Raw genomic sequence first — 17,649 nt, 5'->3', positions numbered from 1 at the left:
CCTAGAAGAACGTGCGGACGTAGTCGACGACCGTGCCGTCCGCCTCGGCGAGCGGGATCAGCGGCCACTTGTCGAACGAGGTGCACGGGTGGGACAGCCCGAGGCCCACCCAGTCGCCCACCGCCAGGTCCGCCTCCGGCTCGGTGCGCAGCCAGGCGTGCTGGTCGGACAGGGCGGTGACGGTGATGCCGGTGGCCGGGCGCTCGGCGCCGTCCCGGCGGACCACCTGGGCGAAGGGCAGGTCGAGGTCGTAGGCCGCGTCCCGCTTGCCCGCGTTGACGAAGGCCTGCTCGGGGGAGGGCCGCGAGACGACCTGCGTCCACAGCCGGAACGCGGGCTCCAGGGCGCCCTCCTCGGGCACCCGGTTGAAGGGGGTCAGCTTCCGGTAGTGGCCGTCGTCGTGCGAGACGTAGGCGCCGGAGCGCAGCAGCTTCAGCACGGGGCGGGAGAGTTCGGGAATCCCGGCGAACACCTCGGCCACCGCGTCGAACCAGGCGCTGCCGCCCGCGCTGACGACGATCTCGTCCAGGCCGGCGAACCGGCCCGCCTTGTCGAAGTCCACGGCCAGCGCCACCAGCCGGCCGAGCCAGGCCCGCACCCGCTCCGGGTCCGCCCGCGGCACCTCGCCCTCGTACCCGGCGACACCGACCAGCCGCAGGGCCGGCGTCGCGGCCACCGCGTCCGCGACGGCCGCGCACTCCGCCTCCGTGCGCACACCGGTCCGGGCGCCCTCGCCGGCGGCCAGCTCCACCACGACGTCCACCGGCCGCGCCGCGCCCCGCAGCGCCGCGTCCATCAGTTCCACCCCGCGCACGGAGTCGACGTAGGCGACGAGGCGGAAGGCCGGGTCGGCGGCGAGTTCGGCGGCGATCCAGCGCAGCGCGGCAGCGTCGACGACCTCGTTGGCGAGGAAGACCCGCTCGACGCCGAAGGCCCGCGCCACCCGCACCTGGTGCGGCACCGCGAGGGTGATGCCCCAGGCGCCGTGCTCGATCTGGCGCTGGAAGAGCCGCGGGGCCATGGAGGTCTTGCCGTGCGGGGCGAAGGCGAGGCCGTGCCGGGCGGCGTAGGTCTCCATGAGGCGCAGGTTGTGCTCCAGGCGCTCGGCGGAGAGGGCGAGCACGGGTGTGGCGAAGCCGCCGGTGAAGAGGTTGCGGCGCTGGGCGGCCAGTTCGCCGACGGTCAGCCCGTCGGCGTCCGGCGGGAGGCCCTTGAAACGGTGGTCGACACGTTCCTCGGCCAGGCGGGCGAGCGCCTCGGTGCCCATGGAGCCTCCTGATCTGGTGCGTTGCATCATGTGCAACATCCATTGCGTATGTCGTTGTGCGCTGTCTAACATCTCGGCCGACGCGGGGTCAACGAAAAGGCCCCCGCCGCCGAACCCGAGGAGCTACGAGCATCGTGACCGCCACCGGACCCCGCAACGGCCCCGGCGCCGTGGACGTCGTGGACGTCGTGGCGCTCGGCGAGTCCATGGTCACGTTCCTGCCCTCCCGCCCGGGACGCCTCGCCGACGTCCCCTCCTTCGCGCGGGCCATCGGCGGCGCCGAGTCCAACGTGGCCTGCGTGCTCGCGGCCGCCGGGCACTCCGCCCGCTGGGTCGGCCGGGTCGGCGCGGACGGCTTCGGCGACCATCTGATCGAGGCCGTCGGCGCCTACGGCGTCGACGTGACGGCCGTACGGCGAGACCCGGCGCGGCCGACCGGCGTCTACTTCCGCACCGCCGGCGACCGGGCCACCGACGCGCACGAGGTGGCGTACTACCGGGCGGGATCGGCGGCCTCCGCGATGGCGGTGGACACCGTCGACCTGGACGCCGTGCGCGCGGGCCGCGTCCTGCACCTGTCCGGGATCACCGCCGCGCTCTCCGCCGGCTGCCTGGACCTGATGCGCGAGCTGACCGCCCGCCGTCCCGGCCGCCCGCTGGTCTCCTTCGACGTCAACCACCGCCCCGGACTGTGGCGGGACGCCGACGGGCCGCGGGTGCTGCTGGAACTGGCGCGCGGGGCGGACATCGTGTTCGTCGGGGACGACGAGGCGCGCGCGGCCTGGGGGCTGCACGGCGGCCGGGCCGTCCGGGAGGCGCTGCCCGAGCCGGACGTCGTCGTCGTCAAGCAGGGCGGCGCCGGGGCCACTGCCTTCAGCCGGACCACCGCGGGCCCGGCGGACGGCGACGGCACCGTGACGTTCGTCCGGGCGCCCGAGGTCGACGTCGTCGCCCACGTGGGCGCCGGGGACGCCTTCGCCGCCGGGTTCCTCTCCGCCACCCTGCGCGCCCTGCCCCTCCGCGACCGCCTCCGGCACGGGCACCTGACGGCCGCCGCCGCGCTCACCGCCCCCGGCGACCTCGCCGCGCCCCCGGCCCGCGACCACGCCGACCGTCTGGCCGCCCTGGACGAGAGGGCGTGGGGGAGACTGCGACTCGGCCCCGGCTGGACGCGCACCGCTCCGGGGGCCGAGGAGGAGGTACGTCCGTCATGAGCCAGACCGTCGACCGCGCGCTGAGCATCCTGCCGCTGCTCGCCGAGGGCCCCGCCGACCTCGGGCAGGTCGCCGACCGGCTCGGCGTGCACAAGTCCACCGCGCTGCGCCTGCTGCGCACCCTCCACGAACACGGCCTGGTCTACCGCCAGTCCGACCAGCGCTACCGCCTCGGCGCCCGGCTCTTCGCCCTCGCCCAGGAGGCGATGGAGAACCTCGACATCCGCGAGATCGCCCACCCCCACCTGGTCCGCCTCAACGAGAGCTGCGGCCACACCGTCCACCTCGCCGTGTACGAGGAGAACGAGGTCCTCTACATCGACAAGGTCGAGAGCCGCTACCCGGTGCGCATGTACTCCCGGATCGGCAAACCGGTCGCCATCACCGTCGCGGCCGTGGCGAAACTGCTGCTCGCCGACCTGCCCGAGGCCGAGCGCCGCGCCGTCGCGGAGCGGCTCGACTACCCCTCCTACACGCCCCGTTCGACGCCCAACGCCGCCGCCTTCCTGCGTGAGCTGGAGAAGGTGCGCGAGCAGGGCTGGGCCACCGACCTCGGCGGCCACGAGGAGTCCATCAACTGCGTCGCGGCCCCCGTCCGCGGCGCCGACGGCCGGGTGGCCGCCGCGATGTCGGTCTCCGCGCCGAACGTCGTCGTCACCGCCGACGAACTCCTCGCCCTGCTCCCGCTGGTGCGCCGTACCGCGGACGCCATCAGCGGCGAGTACTCCGGCAGGACCCCCGTACCGACCCCAGACAGGGACACCGAATGACCGAGAAGACCGCGCTCACACCGAAGACCCACACCGTCCCGCCCGCGAAGTTCTCGCACGGTGTCCGCAAGGGGAACATCCTCCAGGTGGCCGGCCAGGTCGGCTTCCTGCCCGCCGAGGAGGGCAAGCCGCCCACGCCCGCCGGGCCCACCCTGCGCGAGCAGACCCTCCAGACCCTCGCCAACGTCAAGGCGATCCTGGAGGAGGGCGGCGCCACCTGGGACGACGTGATGATGATCCGCGTCTATCTGACCGAGGTGGACCACTTCGCCGAGATGAACGCGCTCTACAACGCCTACTTCGAGGAGCAGGGCCTCACCCAGCCGCCCGCCGCGCGCACGACCGTCTACGTCGGTCTCCCCGCCGGGCTCCTCATCGAGATCGACGCGCTCGCCGTACTGGGCTGAGCCGCTGACGGTCTCTCACCCCCACCCCCCCGCACTCCGCACGTCCGCTCGGCGCGGCGCCCCCGACCCCCTGGGGTGCCGTGCCGCGCTCCGCCCTGCCCGAAAGCTCCATGTACTTAGCCAGAGGACCCCCGTATGTCCCTCCCGCTCGCCGCCCCCGCGCCGCCCGCGCCACCGCACACCGGTGGCCTGCTCCTCCTCGTCGACGGCACCGCCGGGCTGCTGCTGGTCGCCGCCCTCGGCATCGCCCTGCTGCTGTTCCTGATCATCAAGGCGAGGCTCCAGCCCTTCGTCGCGTTGCTCGCCGTCTCCATAGCCGTCGGCCTGCTGGCCGGCCTGTCGGTCACCGAACTCTTCGGCACCGTCCAGCGTTCCGACGCGGTCTCCACCATCGAGGCAGGCATGGGCGGCATCCTCGGCCATGTCGCGATCATCATCGGCCTGGGCACCATGCTCGGCGCGATCCTCGAAGTCAGCGGCGGCGCCGAGGTGCTGGCGTCCCGGCTGCTGGGTCTCTTCGGCGAACGCCGGGCCCCGCTCGCCATGGGCCTGACCGGCCTGATCTTCGGCATCCCCGTCTTCTTCGACGTCGGCATCTTCGTCCTGGCACCCCTCGTCTACGCCGCCGCCAAGCGATCCGGCAAATCGATCCTGCTCTACTGCCTGCCCCTGCTGGCGGGCCTGTCCATGACCCACGCCTTCCTGCCCCCGCACCCCGGCCCGGTCGCCGCCGCGGGACTGCTGCACGTGCAGCTCGGCTGGGTCGTCCTCATGGGCATCGTCTGCGGCATCCCCGCGGTGCTCGCCGCCTGGGTGTTCTCCGCCTGGATCGGCCGGCGCATCTTCGTCGACGTGCCGCAGGACATGGTCGAGGCGTCGGACGAGGCCAGGCGCGCCGTGCTCGAGGAGCAGCGCGCGGCGGGCGTCGAACCGCGCGAGAAGCCGGTGCCGCTGGCCACCGTCCTCGGCATCATCGGTACGCCGCTGGTGCTCATCCTCGCCGCGACCTTCTCCTCGATCGCCCTCGACCCCTCCACCCTCCGCTCGGTCGTCGAGTTCTTCGGCCACCCGTTCGTGGCCCTCACCATCGCCCTGCTCCTCGCCTACTACCTGCTCGGCATCCGCCGCGGCTGGTCCCGCAAGTCCCTGGAGACGGTGTCGACCTCCTCGCTGAAGCCGGTCGGCAACATCCTGCTGGTGGTCGGCGCGGGCGGCGTCTTCGGCGCCGTGCTCAAGGCGAGCGGGGTCGCGCAGGCGCTGTCGGACACCTTCAACGGCGTCGGCCTGCCGGTGATCGTGCTGGCGTACCTGATCTCCGTGGTGCTGCGGGTGGCCCAGGGATCGGCCACGGTCGCGATCGTGACCACGGCGGGCATCGTGGCGCCGCTGCTGGCCGAGGGCCACCACTCGCAGGCCTTCGTCGCCCTCGTCATCATGGCCATCTCGGCCGGCTCGATCTTCGCCTCGCACGTCAACGACGGCGGCTTCTGGATGGTCGCCAAGTACTTCGGCATCAGCGAGCGCGACACCCTGAAGACCTGGACGGTGCTGGAGAGCGTGCTGTCGGTGGTCGGGTTCGCGGTGGCGGCGGTGCTGAGCGTCTTCGTGTAGACCGGGACGCGGACGTGACCCGCGGCCGCCCGGGGCCGCGGGTCACGGCTGTGGCCGAGGTGAGAGCCGTGGGAGGAGGGTTGGCTGTTCCCCGCACAGGGACATCGTCCATACTTCCCGCGTGGAGCAGCGCATAGGTTCGAGCAGCCAGCCCCTCGAGGGCGCCGGATTCGACCCGGCCTTCATCCCCGGGCTCTCCTCGCCCGCTTCGGCGGAGCCGGAGGACACCGGGCCGGTGCGGCCCGGGGAGAAGGCCGCGGAGGAGACCGCCCCCGGCGAGGGCGCGGCCCCGGAACGGGCCGAGTCCGCCGAGGCGTCCGCCGAGGATTCCGCCGAGGCGCCCTCGGGGGCCTCCGCCGAGCCGGAGGCGGCCCCCGAGGGTCCCGTCTTCGAGGCGTCCGACCGCCGCGCGAGAATCGTCGCCGACGGCAGGGGCGTACGGCTCACCCTCGACGACCAGGAGTGCGAGTTCCGCTGGGACGAGATCGGCGCCGTCGAGACGGCGACGCCGCGCTTCGGCAAGCGGTTCACCGTCACCGTGCACACCCCCGACCGCCGCTGGTACCCGATCGAGATCGAGGCGACGGCCAGGAGCCGCTTCCCGGAGTGGGAGGCGCGACTGGACGCGGTGCTCGACGCCTTCTTCGAGGACGGCGAGCACGGCGAGCGGGGCCGGGACGGCGAGCAGGCCCCGGACGGCGAGCAGCCCAAGGACGGCGAGCAGCCCAAGGACGGCGAGCAGCCCAAGGACGCCGAGGCCGAGCCCGCCGGCCAGGAGGCGTAGGGCCTCTCTTTCGGATCTTGCCGGGGTCGCGGGCACCTCAGAAGGCACCGTCGCCCGGAGCCGGCCTGATCCGAAAGAAAGGCCCTAGCCGCGGTACGCCGACGACGGGGCCCGGGTCACGGCAGTGCGTGCACGTGCGGGCCCACCGCGTTCGACCAGGCATTGCCCGACGCGGCGTCCCAGTTGGTCGACCAGGTCATCGCGCCCCGCAGGTCCGGGTACGTCCGCGAGGGTCTGAAGGTGCCGCAGCCGGCGCCCTTGGTCAGGCAGTCGAGGGCGTTGTTCACCACCGTCGGCGACACGTAGCCGCTGCCGGCCCCTCTGGTGGAGGCAGGCAGGCCGAGGCCCACCTGGGACGGGGCCAGGCCGCCCTCCAGCTGGATGCAGGCCAGGGCCGTCAGGAAGTCGACCGAGCCCTGGCTGTAGACCTTGCCGTCGCAGCCCAGCATGGAACCGCTGTTGTAGTACTGCATGTTGACGACGGTGAGGATGTCCTTGATGTTCAGGGCCGTCTGGAAGTAGGGGTTCGACGTCGACTGCATGTCGATGGTCTGCGGCGCCATCGTGATGACGAGCGAGGGGCCCGCCTTCGCCGACAGGGCCCGCAGCGCCTGCGTCATGTACGTCGCGTTCAGGCCGTTCTCCAGGTCGATGTCGACGCCGTCGAAGCCGTAGGTCCGCATCAGCGAGTGGACCGAGTCGGCGAAGTTCGCCGCCGACGCCGGATCGCTCACCGACACGGTGCCGTTCTGGCCGCCGACCGAGACGACGACCTTCTTGCCCGCCGCCTGCCGGGCTCTGATGTCCGCCTTGAACTGGTCGGCCGTGTAGCCGCCGAGGCCCGCGGAGTCCAGCGTGAAGGAGACCGCGCCCGGCGTGGCCGTCGCGTCCGCGAAGGCCACCGCGATGATGTCGTACTGGGCGGGGACGTCCGAGATCCTCTGGACCGTGGCTCCGTTGTCGAAGTTCTGCCAGTAGCCGGTCACCGCGTGCTTCGGGACCCCGGTCCCGCCGCCCCCGCCGCCGGAGGCCGCCGTCGTGCCGGTCACGGTGGCGGACTTCGCCGACTCGCCCGCCGAGTTGGCCGCGGTGACCTGGAAGGAGTACGAGGTGGCGGCGGACAGGCCGGTCGCCGTGGCCGAGGTGCCGGTCACCGCCGTCACCTCGGTGCCGTCGCGGTAGACGTTGTAGCCGGTGGCGCCCGGGACCGTGTTCCAGGACAGCGAGACGGACGACGAGGTGGTGCCGGTCACCGCCAGGCCGCCAGGTGCCGACGGGACGCCCGGAGCGGGGTCGCCGCCCCCGCCGCCGTCGGGCCCGAAGACCGACACGTCGTCCGCGTAGTACGCCGCCTGGCCGTACCAGCCGTGCAGGTACACGGTCACCGACGTCGTCGACGCGCCCGTGGTGAAGGTCGTCGACAACTGCTTCCAGGCCGCCGTGTCCGGGGTCCACGTGGACACGTCCGTGGTGCCCGTGCCGGTCGCGCCGAGATAGGCGTACCCGCCCCGCACCCAGGCGCTCAGCGTGTACGTGGCGCCGGGCCGCACCGCGACCGTCTGGGCGCACCGGGCGTTGTCCTGCCCCGCCGGTGCCGCCTTCAGGGCGGCCGAGCCGCTGTGCACCGGTGAGGAGACGGTCGTGCCGCTGCCGGCCGAGCACGTCCAGTCTCCGAGGCCCGACTCGAAGCCGGGGTTCCTGGCGTTGTCGACGTCCGCCGCCGACGCCTGGCCGCCGCCGGTGAGGGCGAGGGCGAGGGCCGCGGTGACGGCTCCCGACCAGACGCGCAGAAGCCGTCTGCGTCCGGGCATGGCTGGAACGCGGTCCACTGGGGCCTCCGTGGGGGAGAGGGGAGAGGAGGGGGAGGAGCAGCGGGCGGTGGCCACCGTCAGGTCGTCCTGGTCGTACAAGTTGGTCCAGACCAATTGACTTGTCAAGAGGTCCAGACCAACTTGCAGGTCATCGCCGGTCCAACTCAACCCCCCTGCCCGGTACACCCCTTGGGATCGCTCCCCTGCGCCGGACCCCTACGCCCCCGCCTCCCGCCACCGGTCGAGGAGCAGCCCCGCCGCACACCCCGTCAGCAGCACCGCCGTGGACATCCAGAAGGCGAGGGACCCGAACCCGGTGCGCTCCCACCGCAGCGACAGCGTCAGCACCTGGGCGGCCGCGGGCACCGCGCACGCGGCCGCCGCGTGCCGCACCGGTACCTCCCGCCACGGCTCCGGATGCACCCGTGCCGCCGCCCACACGGCGAGCGTGACGCAGGCCAGGTTCGGCAGATGCACCAGCAGCAGGGCCGCGCCGAACGACCCCACGCCCCGCGGGCCGACCAGATGCGCGTACAGCAGCGACATCTGGACGTACTCCGTGACCACCAGCACGACCACGCCCGCCGCCCAGGACCGCACCAGGGACAGCAGCGGTCCGGGACCGGCGGCGGCGGGCGTTCCGTAGCCCTGGCGCGCCATCACCGGCCGCCCACGGCCTGGTACACCAGCACCGTCGAGAAGCCCAGGGCCGCCAGGCCGCAGCCCGCGGTCAGCGCCAGGGCCTGCAGGACCGGGGACCAACTGCCCCGCCCGGCCACGGTCGCCGTGCCCCCGGGGTCCCTGGGGTCGTAGGTGACGGTGACCGGGGTGCCCTCCGTCATCGACCAGCCCGCCAGGTCCTCGAACTCGACGCGGGTGCCGTCGGCGGCGTGGAAGGCGAACCAGTGGCGGGTGGCGTCGGACCGGTGGTACGGCTCCGTCTCCACGCGGACGCACTCGCCGCCGGTGCGCACACCCCGCCGCAGGACGCGGGCCACCGTCAGCAGCCGCCGGGCGTACTTCCACGCCAGCGCGCCGAAGAGGGCCACCAGCAGGCCGAGGACCACATAACCGGCACCGGGAACCTCCACTAGTGCACCTCGACCGAGTCGACGATCTTCTTCAGGTCCGCGGCCGGCAGCGCGCCCCGGGCCGCGTCGACGCGGACGGCGTAGGTCCTGCCGTGCGAGTCCAGGCCCGTCACGATCACGCCCGCCACGGGCGTGCCCTTGGGTGGGCCGCCGTCCTCGCCCGTGGCCTCGAAGGTGAAGTCGACGCGCTTGGCCCCGTCGCCGCCGGCCGGTTTCACGTCCTTCTCGCCGGTGACCCTCGCCCCCATCTCGATGCCCGCCTCGGCGGCGATGGCGGCCTGCTCGGCCGAGTCCGCCTTGGTGAAGCCCAGTTGCACGGTGATGACGGAGACCGTCCGGCCGTCCCGCTTCCGCACCGCCGCGGCCGCGTTGTACCGGCTGCGTCCGGCCGCGCTCTGCTCGGTGAAGCCCTGCGGGCCCTTCGGGTACGACACCGAGACGCCCTTGGTGTCGAGGGTCCCCCAGCCGTCGGGCACGGAGGCCGTGCCGGAGCCGTCCTTCCCGCAGGCGGACAGGGCCAGGGCGGCGGCGGTCAGCAGGCCCGTGAGCACGGCTCCATGGGTACGGCGGGTGTTCATCGGTGGCGGCTCCCGTCGGGGGTGATCGGCTGGCATGACTCTTCCCCGATCCCGATCAGTTCGCACAGTAGCTGTAGGGCAGGTAGGCGCGGCTGTCTCCCCGGGGGGCGCCCAGGAACTGCGCGTCCGTCAGCGTCTCCGACTTCTTCTCGGTGCTGATCGACAGGCCCAGGCTGAGCCCGAGGTTCAGCTCGAAGCCGTACTCGGCGGCGTTCACCTCGCCGGTGTAGGTCATCCGGCTCGACTTGCCCTTGTCGAACATCAGTTGACCGAAGGGGTCGTCGTCACCGGGGCGCCTGGTCGGCGCGTGATCGTCGAACATGTACTGGAAGGGCGTCGCGACCTGCTCGTTGTTGCTGTCCAGCCACCGCTCGGCGACGGCCCGGTCCTGGTCGCCCGCCGGTCCCGGGTCGAAGCTGGCGGAGTTGGTGACCACCTCGATGCCGGTGCCGCTGTCGGTGCCCTTCTCGCTCACCCCGCCGCCGCGCTTGTCGCCGCCGGACTTCCCGTTGTCGCCGCCCGCCTTGGCGCCGTCCTTCTGGCCGCCCTGCTCGACGGTGCGGGTCATGTCGACGCGGATCAGTTTGCCGGTGGTCTTGTCGTAGGTGACGGTGATGGTGCCGGTCTGCGTGGTGGAGGCGGAGTAGTCGCCGCTCAGCGGGCCCGCCTCGTAGCCGGCCTTGGTGCCGTACTCGATGGACGAGGAGTACGTGTACGACTTGGTGTTCTTGTAGGCGTTGTCGGTCCAGGTGACGTCGGGGGCGTACTTGAAGTTGCCGCCGAGCGTGGCGCTCAGCTTCTTCTCGTCACCCGCCGAGATCTTCAGACCGCCGGCCGCGGAGGCCTCCAGCCCCACCTTGCCGTAGCTGATCTTCCGGTTGTCGCCGAGGTGGTCCTTCACCCTCTTCTCCGTCTCCTCCTCGTCCTTGAGCGGGCCGGTGCCGAAGAGGTAGAGGATGCTGTCGCCCAGGCTCGCGTCCGCGCCGCCCGGCGACTCGCGCCGCATCCGGTACATCTCCAGCTTCTCTATGTCGTCGCGGAACCTCCGCGCCTCCTCGGGGCTCTCGAAGACCCAGGTGTCGCCGTTGGTCACCTTGATCCCGGCGCCCAGCTCCACCTTGTCCATCCCGAACTTGCCCACCTTCATACCGGGCTTGAAGTCCTTCTTGGCGGCCACCGAGGCCGCGTCCGTGAAGGTGAGGTAGACGAGTTCGTCCCGGTCGTCGACCTTGCCGTCGTGGTTGACGTCCGTGTGCGCCTTGAGGTGCTGCTCCTGGAAGCCGTACTCCTTGCCGATCTCCCAGAACAGGATCTTCGCCTTGGAGCCCGCCTTGTCGGTCACGCTCGACACCTGGCACAGGGCCGGCTCGTAGTCCCCGTCGGTGAGCGGCCGGCCCGCGTCGCCGCCACCCGTCCCGCAGGAGCCGCCGCCGGTCACCTTGCAGATCTCCGCGGTGATCCGGTCGTAGACGGTGTGGCCGACACCGGTGGCGGAGACGCCGAGCGCGATCGCGACCGAGACCACGATCATCCCGAGGTACTCGGTCCCGGTCGCGCCGCGGTCGTCGAAGGGACGCTCACGGCGCCGCGCGCCCCGCTCCGGTCTCCCGGCCGTGCCCGCTCCGTACGTCCGTATGCCGCCCCCGCCCGTCACACGGCACCCCTTCCCGCCTCGCGGCCAACAGCCCCTGCGTGGACGGCGAGCGTAGGAGCGGGAGCGGGCTTCAGGCGTGGGCCCGGGGACCCAAACGAAGGCCCAGAGTCAACGGTGCGTCGCGGGCCCATACTTTTGGGTCCCGCGGGATGTTCGTCCTGCCCTGGTTTGACGTGTCTTGTGCAAGGAGAGTTGCCAGGCAGCTACAGAATCGCTGTTCTCCGGTCACAGAGGCGTGGATACAGTGCTGAGGTAGTCACGCAGTGAAGTCGACTCGGTGTGCCGTGGGGAACGGCGGCGTACCGACAGGCGTGAAACGGGGAGCTGCGCGTGCCAACTGCCATTGCTGTGACCAGTGCCGACATGGCGCTGCCCGCTCAGGACGAGCGGACGGTGCCCGCCGTCGTCCTGCGCGAACTCGACCGCCGGCCGCTGGAGCAGTCGCTGACCGAGGTGCAGGCGCTGCTCGACCAGCACGGACACCTGATCGTCGTCTGCTCCGCGGCCGTCGACAGCGGTGTGGAACAACGGCTGCACACCGTCCGCTCCCTGCTGGAGAGCGACCGCATCGCACTGTTCCGCCCGGACCTGCCGCCGCTCGGACTCGCCGTGCTGGCACGGCAGTTGCGTCAGCTCGCCTCCTGCGACCTCAGCCCCGGCGTACTCGCCTCGGCGGGCCGGCTGCTCACCCACTACGTCCACGCCGGCGCCGTTCTCAACTCCGTCACCCGGCTCGACCGCGTCCCCGTCGGCCTGCGGACGCACGCCAAGTCCTGGGTGCCCGGAAGCCAGTTCGGCGTGGTCGCGCACCCCGCGCCGCAACTGGTCAGGATCGGTCCCGAAGCGACCCTGAACGGACCGGAGTTCGGCACCTGGATGCTGGTCGCCAAGGGCCAGCTCCAGTCGGACTGGGTCAGCGCCACCCTCGCCCCGTCCTGGAACGTGCTGGGGCTGCGGGAGGCCGCGCTGCCCGCCGAGTCCGCGAACTGGTGGGGGACCGGCAAGCTCGTCGAGTTCTGCACCTACCTGCCCGACCTGTCGGTCCTCTACCAACTGGTCACCTCGGTGCGCCAGGGCGTCTGCCACTGGTGCGGCATCGACGTCATCGGGGACCGCTGCGTCTTCTGCTCCGCCACCCCGCCCGCCTACGACGGCCCCGTCCCCGCCGGCTAGCCCCCGGACCACGCAGCACCGGCCGTCCGGAGCCCCGGCGGCACCGAGTACACCCGAGGAACAGCGCACACCGCTCAGACCACTCGACTCCGCCCGACCGAATCCCCAACGAGGTTGCACGGTTCATGAACTCCCGTCAGCGCCGCGGCGTGATACTCCTGCTCCTGTCCGTCATCTGCGCCTTCGGCGCGTTCGCGGGCGTGCTCTCCGTCATCGGGGACGTCAAGTCCAAGGTGGGCCCCGAGGTCGCGGCGTACCGGCTCAGGACCGATGTGAAGCCCTACACGCCGCTGGACACCAGCCAGTTCGAGAAGATCGAGATGCCCAAGCGGTGGCTGTCGTCGAACGCCGTCACCGACCTGGCCCAGATCCAGGGCAAGATCGCGGTCACCACTCTGCGCGCGGGCTCCCTGCTGCAGAGCGACATGATCGTGAACCAGCCCGCCCTGCAGCCGGGGCAGCAGGAGGTCGCGATCATGATCGACGCGGCGACCGGCGTGGCCGGCAAGATCACGCCGGGCTCCACGGTCAACGTGTACGCCACCTTCGACGGACAGCGTGAGGGCGACCCCGCCCAGTCCAAGATCATCGTCACCAACGCCAAGGTGCTCGACGTCGGCCGGATCACCGCCCTGGAGCCCGACGCCGGCAACAAGAACCAGCAGCCCACCGACGCGGTGCCCATCACGTTCGCGCTGACCACCATCGACGCCCAGCGCATCACCTACGCCGAGTCCTTCGCCCAGCGGGTCCGGCTCGCGCTGGTCGCCCCCGGCAGCGACACCAGCGTCCCGGCCAAGGACCGGACCTACGAACTCGCGAACGACAAGTGAGAGGCCCGCATGCCCACCAGGATCCTCCCGGCAGTCGGTGACGCGGACGCGGTCCGGTCCATCACGACACTGCTCAGCCAGCTCCCCGACGCGGAGCCGGTGTCCCCGGTCGCCGACTCGACCCAGCTCATCGACACCCTGGCACGGCTGGCCGCCGAGTCCGTCGACGAACTGCCCGAGATCGTGGTGGTGCACGAGCGGATCGGCCCGGTGCCGGCCCTGGAACTGATCCGCGAAGTCGCCCTGCGCTTCCCGGCCGTCGGGGTCATCCTCGTCACCTCCGACGCGAGCCCCGGCCTCTTCTCCGCGGCCATGGACTCCGGCGCCCGCGGCCTGGTGGCCCTGCCCCTGAGCTACGAGGAACTCGTCAGCCGGGTCCAGGCGGTTGCCCAGTGGTCGGTGGGCGTCCGGCGCCACCTCGGCCACGGCAGCGACGTGTTCAGCGGTGTCGGCGGCCGGGTGGTGACCGTCAGCGGCGCCAAGGGCGGGGTGGGCGCCACGCTGGCCGCCATCCAGCTCGCCCTCGCCGCCCAGGCCTCCGGGCACAGCACCGCCCTGGTCGACATGGACCTCCAGGCCGGGGACGTCGCCTCCTACCTCGACGTCCAGTTCCGCCGCTCGGTGGTGGACCTGGCCGCCATCACCGACATCTCGCCGCGCGTCCTGGCCGACGCCGTCTTCCGGCACGACACCGGTGTCGCGCTGCTGCTCGCCCCCGGGGAGGGCGAACGCGGCGAGGAGGTCACCGACCGCGCCGCCCGCCAGATCGTCAGCGCCCTGCGCTCCCGCTACGAGGTCGTCGTCCTCGACTGCGGCGCCCAGATGAGCGGCGCGGGCGCGGCCGCCGTCGAGATGGCCGACACGGCCCTGCTGGTGACCACCCCGGACGTGGTCGCGGTCCGCGCCGCCAAGCGCACGGTACGGATGTGGGACCGGCTGCAGATCCGCAAGGCCGAGGAGACGACCGTGGTGGTCAACCGCCACACCCGCGGTACGGAGATCCAGCCGCCGCTCATCCAGCGGATCACCGGCGCGGCGGTGGCCGGCACGGCGATCCCCGCCAACTTCAAGGAGCTTCAAGGCGCGGTGGACGCCGGGCGCATCCACGAACTGGACAGCAGGAGCGTGGTCAAACAGGCCCTGTGGGGCCTCGCGGGCGAGCTCGGACTCGTCAAGGTGCCCGACGGCACGCAGAAGGGCGGCGGCCGGGGAGCGGTGAGCTTCCGGCGGCGCAGAGAGGCAGGGGGAGGGTGATGACGGTGCTGGGGATCGCCTTGAGACGACGACCGCGGCTGCGTTCGGACAGCGGGCAGGTCGCCGTCGAGTTCCTCGGGATGCTGCCGACGATCATCATCACGCTGGTGCTGCTGTGGCAGGCCGTACTGGTGGGATACACGTTCACGCTCGCGGGTAATGCTGCCGACGAAGCCGTACGGGCGGGAACGGCGGCTCAGGACCGGCAGGCGGCGTGCGAACGGGAGGGCAGGCGGGACCTGCCGAGCGCATGGCAGGGCGGCGACATCGACTGCCGCTCGGGCGCGGGCGGGTACGTCACGGCCGACGTCTATCTGGAGGTGCCCGTCCTCTTCCCCGGGTCGGTGGGCTTCCCCTTCCCGAGGATCCACGGACACGCGGGCGCAGTCGAGGAGGCGAAGTGACATGGCGTACCAGCGCAGGTGGCACGAGCGCGGGCGGCACGACCGCGGATGGGAGGACCGCGGGCGGCCCGAGCGCGGGTGGCGCGACCGCACGCGGCACGACCGCGGACGGCGCGACCGCGGGCAGGCCGCCCTCGAGTACCTCGGGTTCGTCCCGATCCTGATGATCGTCGCCATGGCCGTCGTCCAGATCGGGCTGATCGCCTACACCGCACAGCAGGCGGGCACGGCGGCCCGGGCCGGGGCCCGCGCGGCCTCGCTCCGCATGGGCGCGCAAGCGGGCTGCCAGGAGGCGGTGGCCGACTGGCTGGCCGGCCGCACGAGCTGCGGGGAGGCCCCCGGCGGCGACACGGTCACCGTCACCGCGACGGTGACCATCCCGTCCGTCGTCCCCGGCTGGGACTTCGGCCCCGCCCGCAAGCGCGCCACCATGCCGCTCGACCACTGAACGAGGAACGGACCGAGGAAGCAGGACCCATGAGCCTCCGCGCACGCATCAACGCACCCGAGGAGAAGAGCAGTCGGGGCGAGGACGGTCACCTGGTCGCCTCCTACCGGGCGAAGCTCCTGGAGGAGATCGACCTCGCGGAGATGAGTTCGCTGGCCGCCGCCGAGCGCCGGGTGCGGCTGGAGCGGGTGCTCGGGCACATCATCAGCCGCGAGGGCCCGGTCCTGTCGACCGTCGAGCGCTCGCAGCTGATCCGCCGGGTGGTCGACGAGGCCCTCGGCCTCGGCATCCTCGAACCGCTCCTGGAGGACGCCTCCATCACCGAGATCATGGTGAACGGCCCCGACGCGATCTTCGTCGAGCGCGGCGGCCGGGTCGAACAACTCCCGCTCCGCTTCGCCTCCCACGACCAGCTGATGCAGACCATCGAGCGGATCGTCTCGACCGTCAACCGCCGTGTGGACGAGTCCAATCCGATGGTCGACGCCCGCCTCCCCTCCGGCGAGCGCGTCAACGTCATCATCCCGCCGCTGTCGCTCACCGGCCCCATCCTCACCATCCGCCGCTTCCCGCGCTCCTTCACACTCCAGGAACTCATCGGCTTCGGCTCGCTGGACGAGCACATGCTGTACCTGCTCGCCGGGCTGGTGCAGGCGAAGTTCAACGTCATCGTCTCGGGGGCCACCGGCACCGGGAAGACCACGCTGCTCAACGCCCTGTCCGGCCTCATCCCGGAGGGCGAGCGCATCATCACCATCGAGGACTCCGCCGAACTCCAGCTCCAGCAGTCGCACGTGATCCGGCTGGAGTCCCGGCCGCCCAACGTGGAGGGCCGGGGCCAGGTCAGCATCCGCGACCTGGTGCGCAACTCGCTGCGTATGCGCCCCGACCGCATCGTCGTCGGTGAGGTCCGCGGCGGCGAGTCGCTGGACATGCTCCAGGCGATGTCGACCGGCCACGACGGCTCCCTCGCCACCGTGCACGCCAACAGCGCCGAGGACGCGCTGATGCGCCTGCAGACCCTGGCCTCCATGTCCGACGTGGAGATCCCCTTCGTGGCCCTGCACGACCAGATCAACAGCGCCGTCGACGTCATCGTCCAGCTCACCCGGTTCGCCGACGGCGCCCGCCGCGTCACCGAGATCGCGCTGCTCGACAGCCACGGCGGCGAGGCGTACCGGCTGGCCACCGTGGCCCGTTTCGCCGCGCTGCCCATGACCGCCGACGGCCGGGTCCACGGGACCTTCGAGTACTACCCGCTGCCGCGCCGCACCGCCGACCGCCTCTACATGGCCGGCCAGCCCATCCCCCAGGCCTTCGGCGTCGCCCACTCCGCAGACCAGCTCGCCACCCGAGAAGCCAGGTAGGAACCCGTCCCATGGATCTGCACACCCTCGTCCCGCTGACCGTCGGCGTCACCCTGCTGACCTGCGTCCTGGCCGTCATGGGCCTGCACTCCTACGCCACCGGCCGGGCGCAGCGGGCGGCGCTGGTCGACCGCCTCTCGCAGACCGGCCAGATCCCGGTGGGCCGCCGCCGGCGCTTCCGCACCCTGGACCGCCGGCTGCGCCGCACCAAACTCGGCCGGAAACTGGAGCTGCGGCTGGCCGCGACGGGCCTGGACGTCACCCCCGGCGAGTTCTTCGTCTACATGCTCGCCACCGTGGCGGCCCTGTGGCTGATCGGCCAGGCGTCCCTGGCGCCCTTTTTCGGTCCGCTGGCCGGGCTGCTCGGCATCTGGGCGGCGTTGCAGTTCCTCAACTGGCAGCGGCAGAAACGCATCGAGAGGTTCATCGGCCAACTCCCCGAACTGGCCCGCATCCTGGCCAACGCCACCCAGGCCGGTCTCGCCCTGCGCACCGCGATCGGCATGGCGGCCGAGGAGCTGGAGGCCCCGGCGGGCGAGGAACTGGGCAAGGTGGCACACCAGCTGGCCCTCGGCGCCTCGATGGACGACGCGCTGGGCGAACTGGCCGACCGCCTCCCCTCCCGCGAGCTGGTCGTCCTGGTCACCACCCTGGTCCTGTCCAACCGGGCCGGCGGCCAGGTGGTCAGCGCCCTGCGCAACCTCACCGAGACGCTGGAGGAGCGCAAGGAGACCCGCCGCGAGGTCCGCACCCAGCTCTCCCAGGTCAACATGACCTCGTACGCGGTGCCGGTGCTGGGCGTGGGCTCGCTGTTCCTGATGAACGGCGTCAAGTCGGGCGCGCTGGACCGCATGACGGGCTCCCCGATCGGCCAGGGAGCCGTGATCATCGCCTTCGCGCTGTACGCCGTCGGCTTCTTCCTCATCCGCCGCCTGTCCCGCATCGACGTCTGAGTCCACCGTTCAAGGAAAGGAGGTGAGGCC

18 protein-coding genes are annotated in these 17,649 nt (G+C 72.1%); 12 read left to right on the top strand and 6 right to left on the bottom strand.

The features are described 5' to 3' along the window. Position 1: 1 nt before the first annotated feature. A complete protein-coding gene (locus ACIQ9G_RS12240; RefSeq protein ID WP_403608396.1) occupies positions 2 to 1,267 on the bottom strand; it encodes an amino acid deaminase in 1,266 nt (421 codons plus the stop codon). A 134-nt stretch (positions 1,268 to 1,401) separates the two neighbouring features. Here ACIQ9G_RS12240 and ACIQ9G_RS12235 point away from each other — a divergent pair, with 134 nt between their 5' ends. The 5 genes from ACIQ9G_RS12235 to ACIQ9G_RS12215 all read left to right on the top strand — a co-directional run bounded on the left by ACIQ9G_RS12235 (position 1,402) and on the right by ACIQ9G_RS12215 (position 6,053). After that, positions 1,402 to 2,481, top strand: coding sequence for a sugar kinase (locus ACIQ9G_RS12235; RefSeq protein ID WP_403608395.1), 1,080 nt, complete (start codon positions 1,402 to 1,404; stop codon positions 2,479 to 2,481). Further along, on the top strand, positions 2,478 to 3,251 hold the full coding sequence (locus ACIQ9G_RS12230) for an IclR family transcriptional regulator (protein WP_403608394.1): 774 nt from the start codon (positions 2,478 to 2,480) through the stop codon (positions 3,249 to 3,251). The genes ACIQ9G_RS12235 and ACIQ9G_RS12230 overlap by 4 nt, the downstream gene beginning before the upstream one ends. After that, a complete protein-coding gene (locus ACIQ9G_RS12225) occupies positions 3,248 to 3,658 on the top strand; it encodes a RidA family protein (RefSeq protein WP_403608393.1) in 411 nt (136 codons plus the stop codon). The genes ACIQ9G_RS12230 and ACIQ9G_RS12225 overlap by 4 nt, the downstream gene beginning before the upstream one ends. A 135-nt stretch (positions 3,659 to 3,793) precedes the next feature. Next, entirely contained in the window at positions 3,794 to 5,269 is a 1,476-nt protein-coding gene (locus ACIQ9G_RS12220; protein ID WP_403608392.1) for a GntP family permease, read from the top strand. A 121-nt stretch (positions 5,270 to 5,390) separates the two neighbouring features. Continuing rightward, the gene (locus ACIQ9G_RS12215; protein ID WP_403608391.1) at positions 5,391 to 6,053 is read left to right on the top strand and encodes a hypothetical protein; all 663 of its coding nucleotides are present in this window, start codon (positions 5,391 to 5,393) and stop codon (positions 6,051 to 6,053) included. A gap of 116 nt (positions 6,054 to 6,169) precedes the next feature. On the opposite strand, the gene ACIQ9G_RS12210 is transcribed toward ACIQ9G_RS12215, so the two are convergent. The 5 genes from ACIQ9G_RS12210 to ACIQ9G_RS12190 all read right to left on the bottom strand — a co-directional run bounded on the left by ACIQ9G_RS12210 (position 6,170) and on the right by ACIQ9G_RS12190 (position 11,187). Next, on the bottom strand, positions 6,170 to 7,864 hold the full coding sequence (locus ACIQ9G_RS12210) for a chitinase (RefSeq protein ID WP_403608390.1): 1,695 nt from the start codon (positions 7,862 to 7,864) through the stop codon (positions 6,170 to 6,172). A 216-nt stretch (positions 7,865 to 8,080) separates the two neighbouring features. Next, the gene (locus tag ACIQ9G_RS12205; RefSeq protein ID WP_403608389.1) at positions 8,081 to 8,524 is read right to left on the bottom strand and encodes a hypothetical protein; all 444 of its coding nucleotides are present in this window, start codon (positions 8,522 to 8,524) and stop codon (positions 8,081 to 8,083) included. Next, positions 8,524 to 8,955: a DUF3592 domain-containing protein gene (locus ACIQ9G_RS12200; RefSeq protein WP_403608388.1), complete on the bottom strand. Its 432-nt coding sequence runs from the start codon at positions 8,953 to 8,955 to the stop codon at positions 8,524 to 8,526. Before ACIQ9G_RS12200 ends, ACIQ9G_RS12205 begins: the two co-directional genes overlap by 1 nt. Next, positions 8,955 to 9,533, bottom strand: coding sequence for a hypothetical protein (locus ACIQ9G_RS12195; RefSeq protein ID WP_403608387.1), 579 nt, complete (start codon positions 9,531 to 9,533; stop codon positions 8,955 to 8,957). The genes ACIQ9G_RS12200 and ACIQ9G_RS12195 overlap by 1 nt, the downstream gene beginning before the upstream one ends. 55 nt (positions 9,534 to 9,588) lie before the next feature. Continuing rightward, a complete protein-coding gene (locus tag ACIQ9G_RS12190) occupies positions 9,589 to 11,187 on the bottom strand; it encodes a hypothetical protein (protein WP_403608386.1) in 1,599 nt (532 codons plus the stop codon). Between the two features lie 363 nt (positions 11,188 to 11,550). Here ACIQ9G_RS12190 and ACIQ9G_RS12185 point away from each other — a divergent pair, with 363 nt between their 5' ends. The 7 genes from ACIQ9G_RS12185 to ACIQ9G_RS12155 all read left to right on the top strand — a co-directional run bounded on the left by ACIQ9G_RS12185 (position 11,551) and on the right by ACIQ9G_RS12155 (position 17,619). Continuing rightward, positions 11,551 to 12,360, top strand: a complete 810-nt coding sequence (locus tag ACIQ9G_RS12185) for a hypothetical protein (protein WP_403608810.1) — start codon at positions 11,551 to 11,553, stop codon at positions 12,358 to 12,360. A 125-nt stretch (positions 12,361 to 12,485) separates the two neighbouring features. Further along, complete coding sequence (gene cpaB, locus ACIQ9G_RS12180; RefSeq protein WP_356189528.1) at positions 12,486 to 13,193, top strand: Flp pilus assembly protein CpaB; 708 nt, start codon at positions 12,486 to 12,488, stop codon at positions 13,191 to 13,193. Between the two features lie 9 nt (positions 13,194 to 13,202). Next, positions 13,203 to 14,447, top strand: a complete 1,245-nt coding sequence (locus tag ACIQ9G_RS12175; protein WP_403608385.1) for a CpaE family protein — start codon at positions 13,203 to 13,205, stop codon at positions 14,445 to 14,447. Beyond that, on the top strand, positions 14,447 to 14,851 hold the full coding sequence (locus ACIQ9G_RS12170; RefSeq protein ID WP_403608384.1) for a TadE/TadG family type IV pilus assembly protein: 405 nt from the start codon (positions 14,447 to 14,449) through the stop codon (positions 14,849 to 14,851). Before ACIQ9G_RS12175 ends, ACIQ9G_RS12170 begins: the two co-directional genes overlap by 1 nt. 1 nt (position 14,852) lies before the next feature. Continuing rightward, positions 14,853 to 15,299 (top strand): TadE/TadG family type IV pilus assembly protein, encoded by a 447-nt coding sequence (locus ACIQ9G_RS12165; protein ID WP_403608383.1) that lies wholly within the window; start codon positions 14,853 to 14,855, stop codon positions 15,297 to 15,299. Positions 15,300 to 15,328: 29 nt separating this feature from the next. Then, the gene (locus ACIQ9G_RS12160) at positions 15,329 to 16,666 is read left to right on the top strand and encodes a CpaF family protein (RefSeq protein ID WP_403608382.1); all 1,338 of its coding nucleotides are present in this window, start codon (positions 15,329 to 15,331) and stop codon (positions 16,664 to 16,666) included. Positions 16,667 to 16,677: 11 nt separating this feature from the next. Next, positions 16,678 to 17,619: a type II secretion system F family protein gene (locus ACIQ9G_RS12155; RefSeq protein WP_403608381.1), complete on the top strand. Its 942-nt coding sequence runs from the start codon at positions 16,678 to 16,680 to the stop codon at positions 17,617 to 17,619. Positions 17,620 to 17,649: the final 30 nt, after the last annotated feature.

This window comes from Streptomyces sp. NPDC096152 (genome assembly GCF_044763235.1).
In the GTDB taxonomy this organism is placed as follows: domain Bacteria; phylum Actinomycetota; class Actinomycetes; order Streptomycetales; family Streptomycetaceae; genus Streptomyces.
This window is presented reverse-complemented; position numbering and strand designations above follow the sequence as displayed.

Bases quoted from the DNA above. Each gene is read 5' to 3' on its own strand.
- cpaB (WP_356189528.1), top strand. From the start codon at position 12,486: ATGAACTCCCGTCAGCGCCGCGGCGTGATACTCCTGCTCCTGTCCGTC.
- ACIQ9G_RS12170 (WP_403608384.1), top strand. From the start codon at position 14,447: ATGACGGTGCTGGGGATCGCCTTGAGACGACGACCGCGGCTGCGTTCG.
- ACIQ9G_RS12195 (WP_403608387.1), bottom strand. From the start codon at position 9,533: ATGAACACCCGCCGTACCCATGGAGCCGTGCTCACGGGCCTGCTGACC.
- ACIQ9G_RS12160 (WP_403608382.1), top strand. From the start codon at position 15,329: ATGAGCCTCCGCGCACGCATCAACGCACCCGAGGAGAAGAGCAGTCGG.
- ACIQ9G_RS12225 (WP_403608393.1), top strand. From the start codon at position 3,248: ATGACCGAGAAGACCGCGCTCACACCGAAGACCCACACCGTCCCGCCC.
- ACIQ9G_RS12205 (WP_403608389.1), bottom strand. From the start codon at position 8,524: ATGGCGCGCCAGGGCTACGGAACGCCCGCCGCCGCCGGTCCCGGACCG.
- ACIQ9G_RS12220 (WP_403608392.1), top strand. From the start codon at position 3,794: ATGTCCCTCCCGCTCGCCGCCCCCGCGCCGCCCGCGCCACCGCACACC.
- ACIQ9G_RS12155 (WP_403608381.1), top strand. From the start codon at position 16,678: ATGGATCTGCACACCCTCGTCCCGCTGACCGTCGGCGTCACCCTGCTG.
- ACIQ9G_RS12210 (WP_403608390.1), bottom strand. From the start codon at position 7,864: ATGCCCGGACGCAGACGGCTTCTGCGCGTCTGGTCGGGAGCCGTCACC.
- ACIQ9G_RS12240 (WP_403608396.1), bottom strand. From the start codon at position 1,267: ATGGGCACCGAGGCGCTCGCCCGCCTGGCCGAGGAACGTGTCGACCAC.
- ACIQ9G_RS12185 (WP_403608810.1), top strand. From the start codon at position 11,551: ATGGCGCTGCCCGCTCAGGACGAGCGGACGGTGCCCGCCGTCGTCCTG.
- ACIQ9G_RS12165 (WP_403608383.1), top strand. From the start codon at position 14,853: ATGGCGTACCAGCGCAGGTGGCACGAGCGCGGGCGGCACGACCGCGGA.
- ACIQ9G_RS12175 (WP_403608385.1), top strand. From the start codon at position 13,203: ATGCCCACCAGGATCCTCCCGGCAGTCGGTGACGCGGACGCGGTCCGG.
- ACIQ9G_RS12230 (WP_403608394.1), top strand. From the start codon at position 2,478: ATGAGCCAGACCGTCGACCGCGCGCTGAGCATCCTGCCGCTGCTCGCC.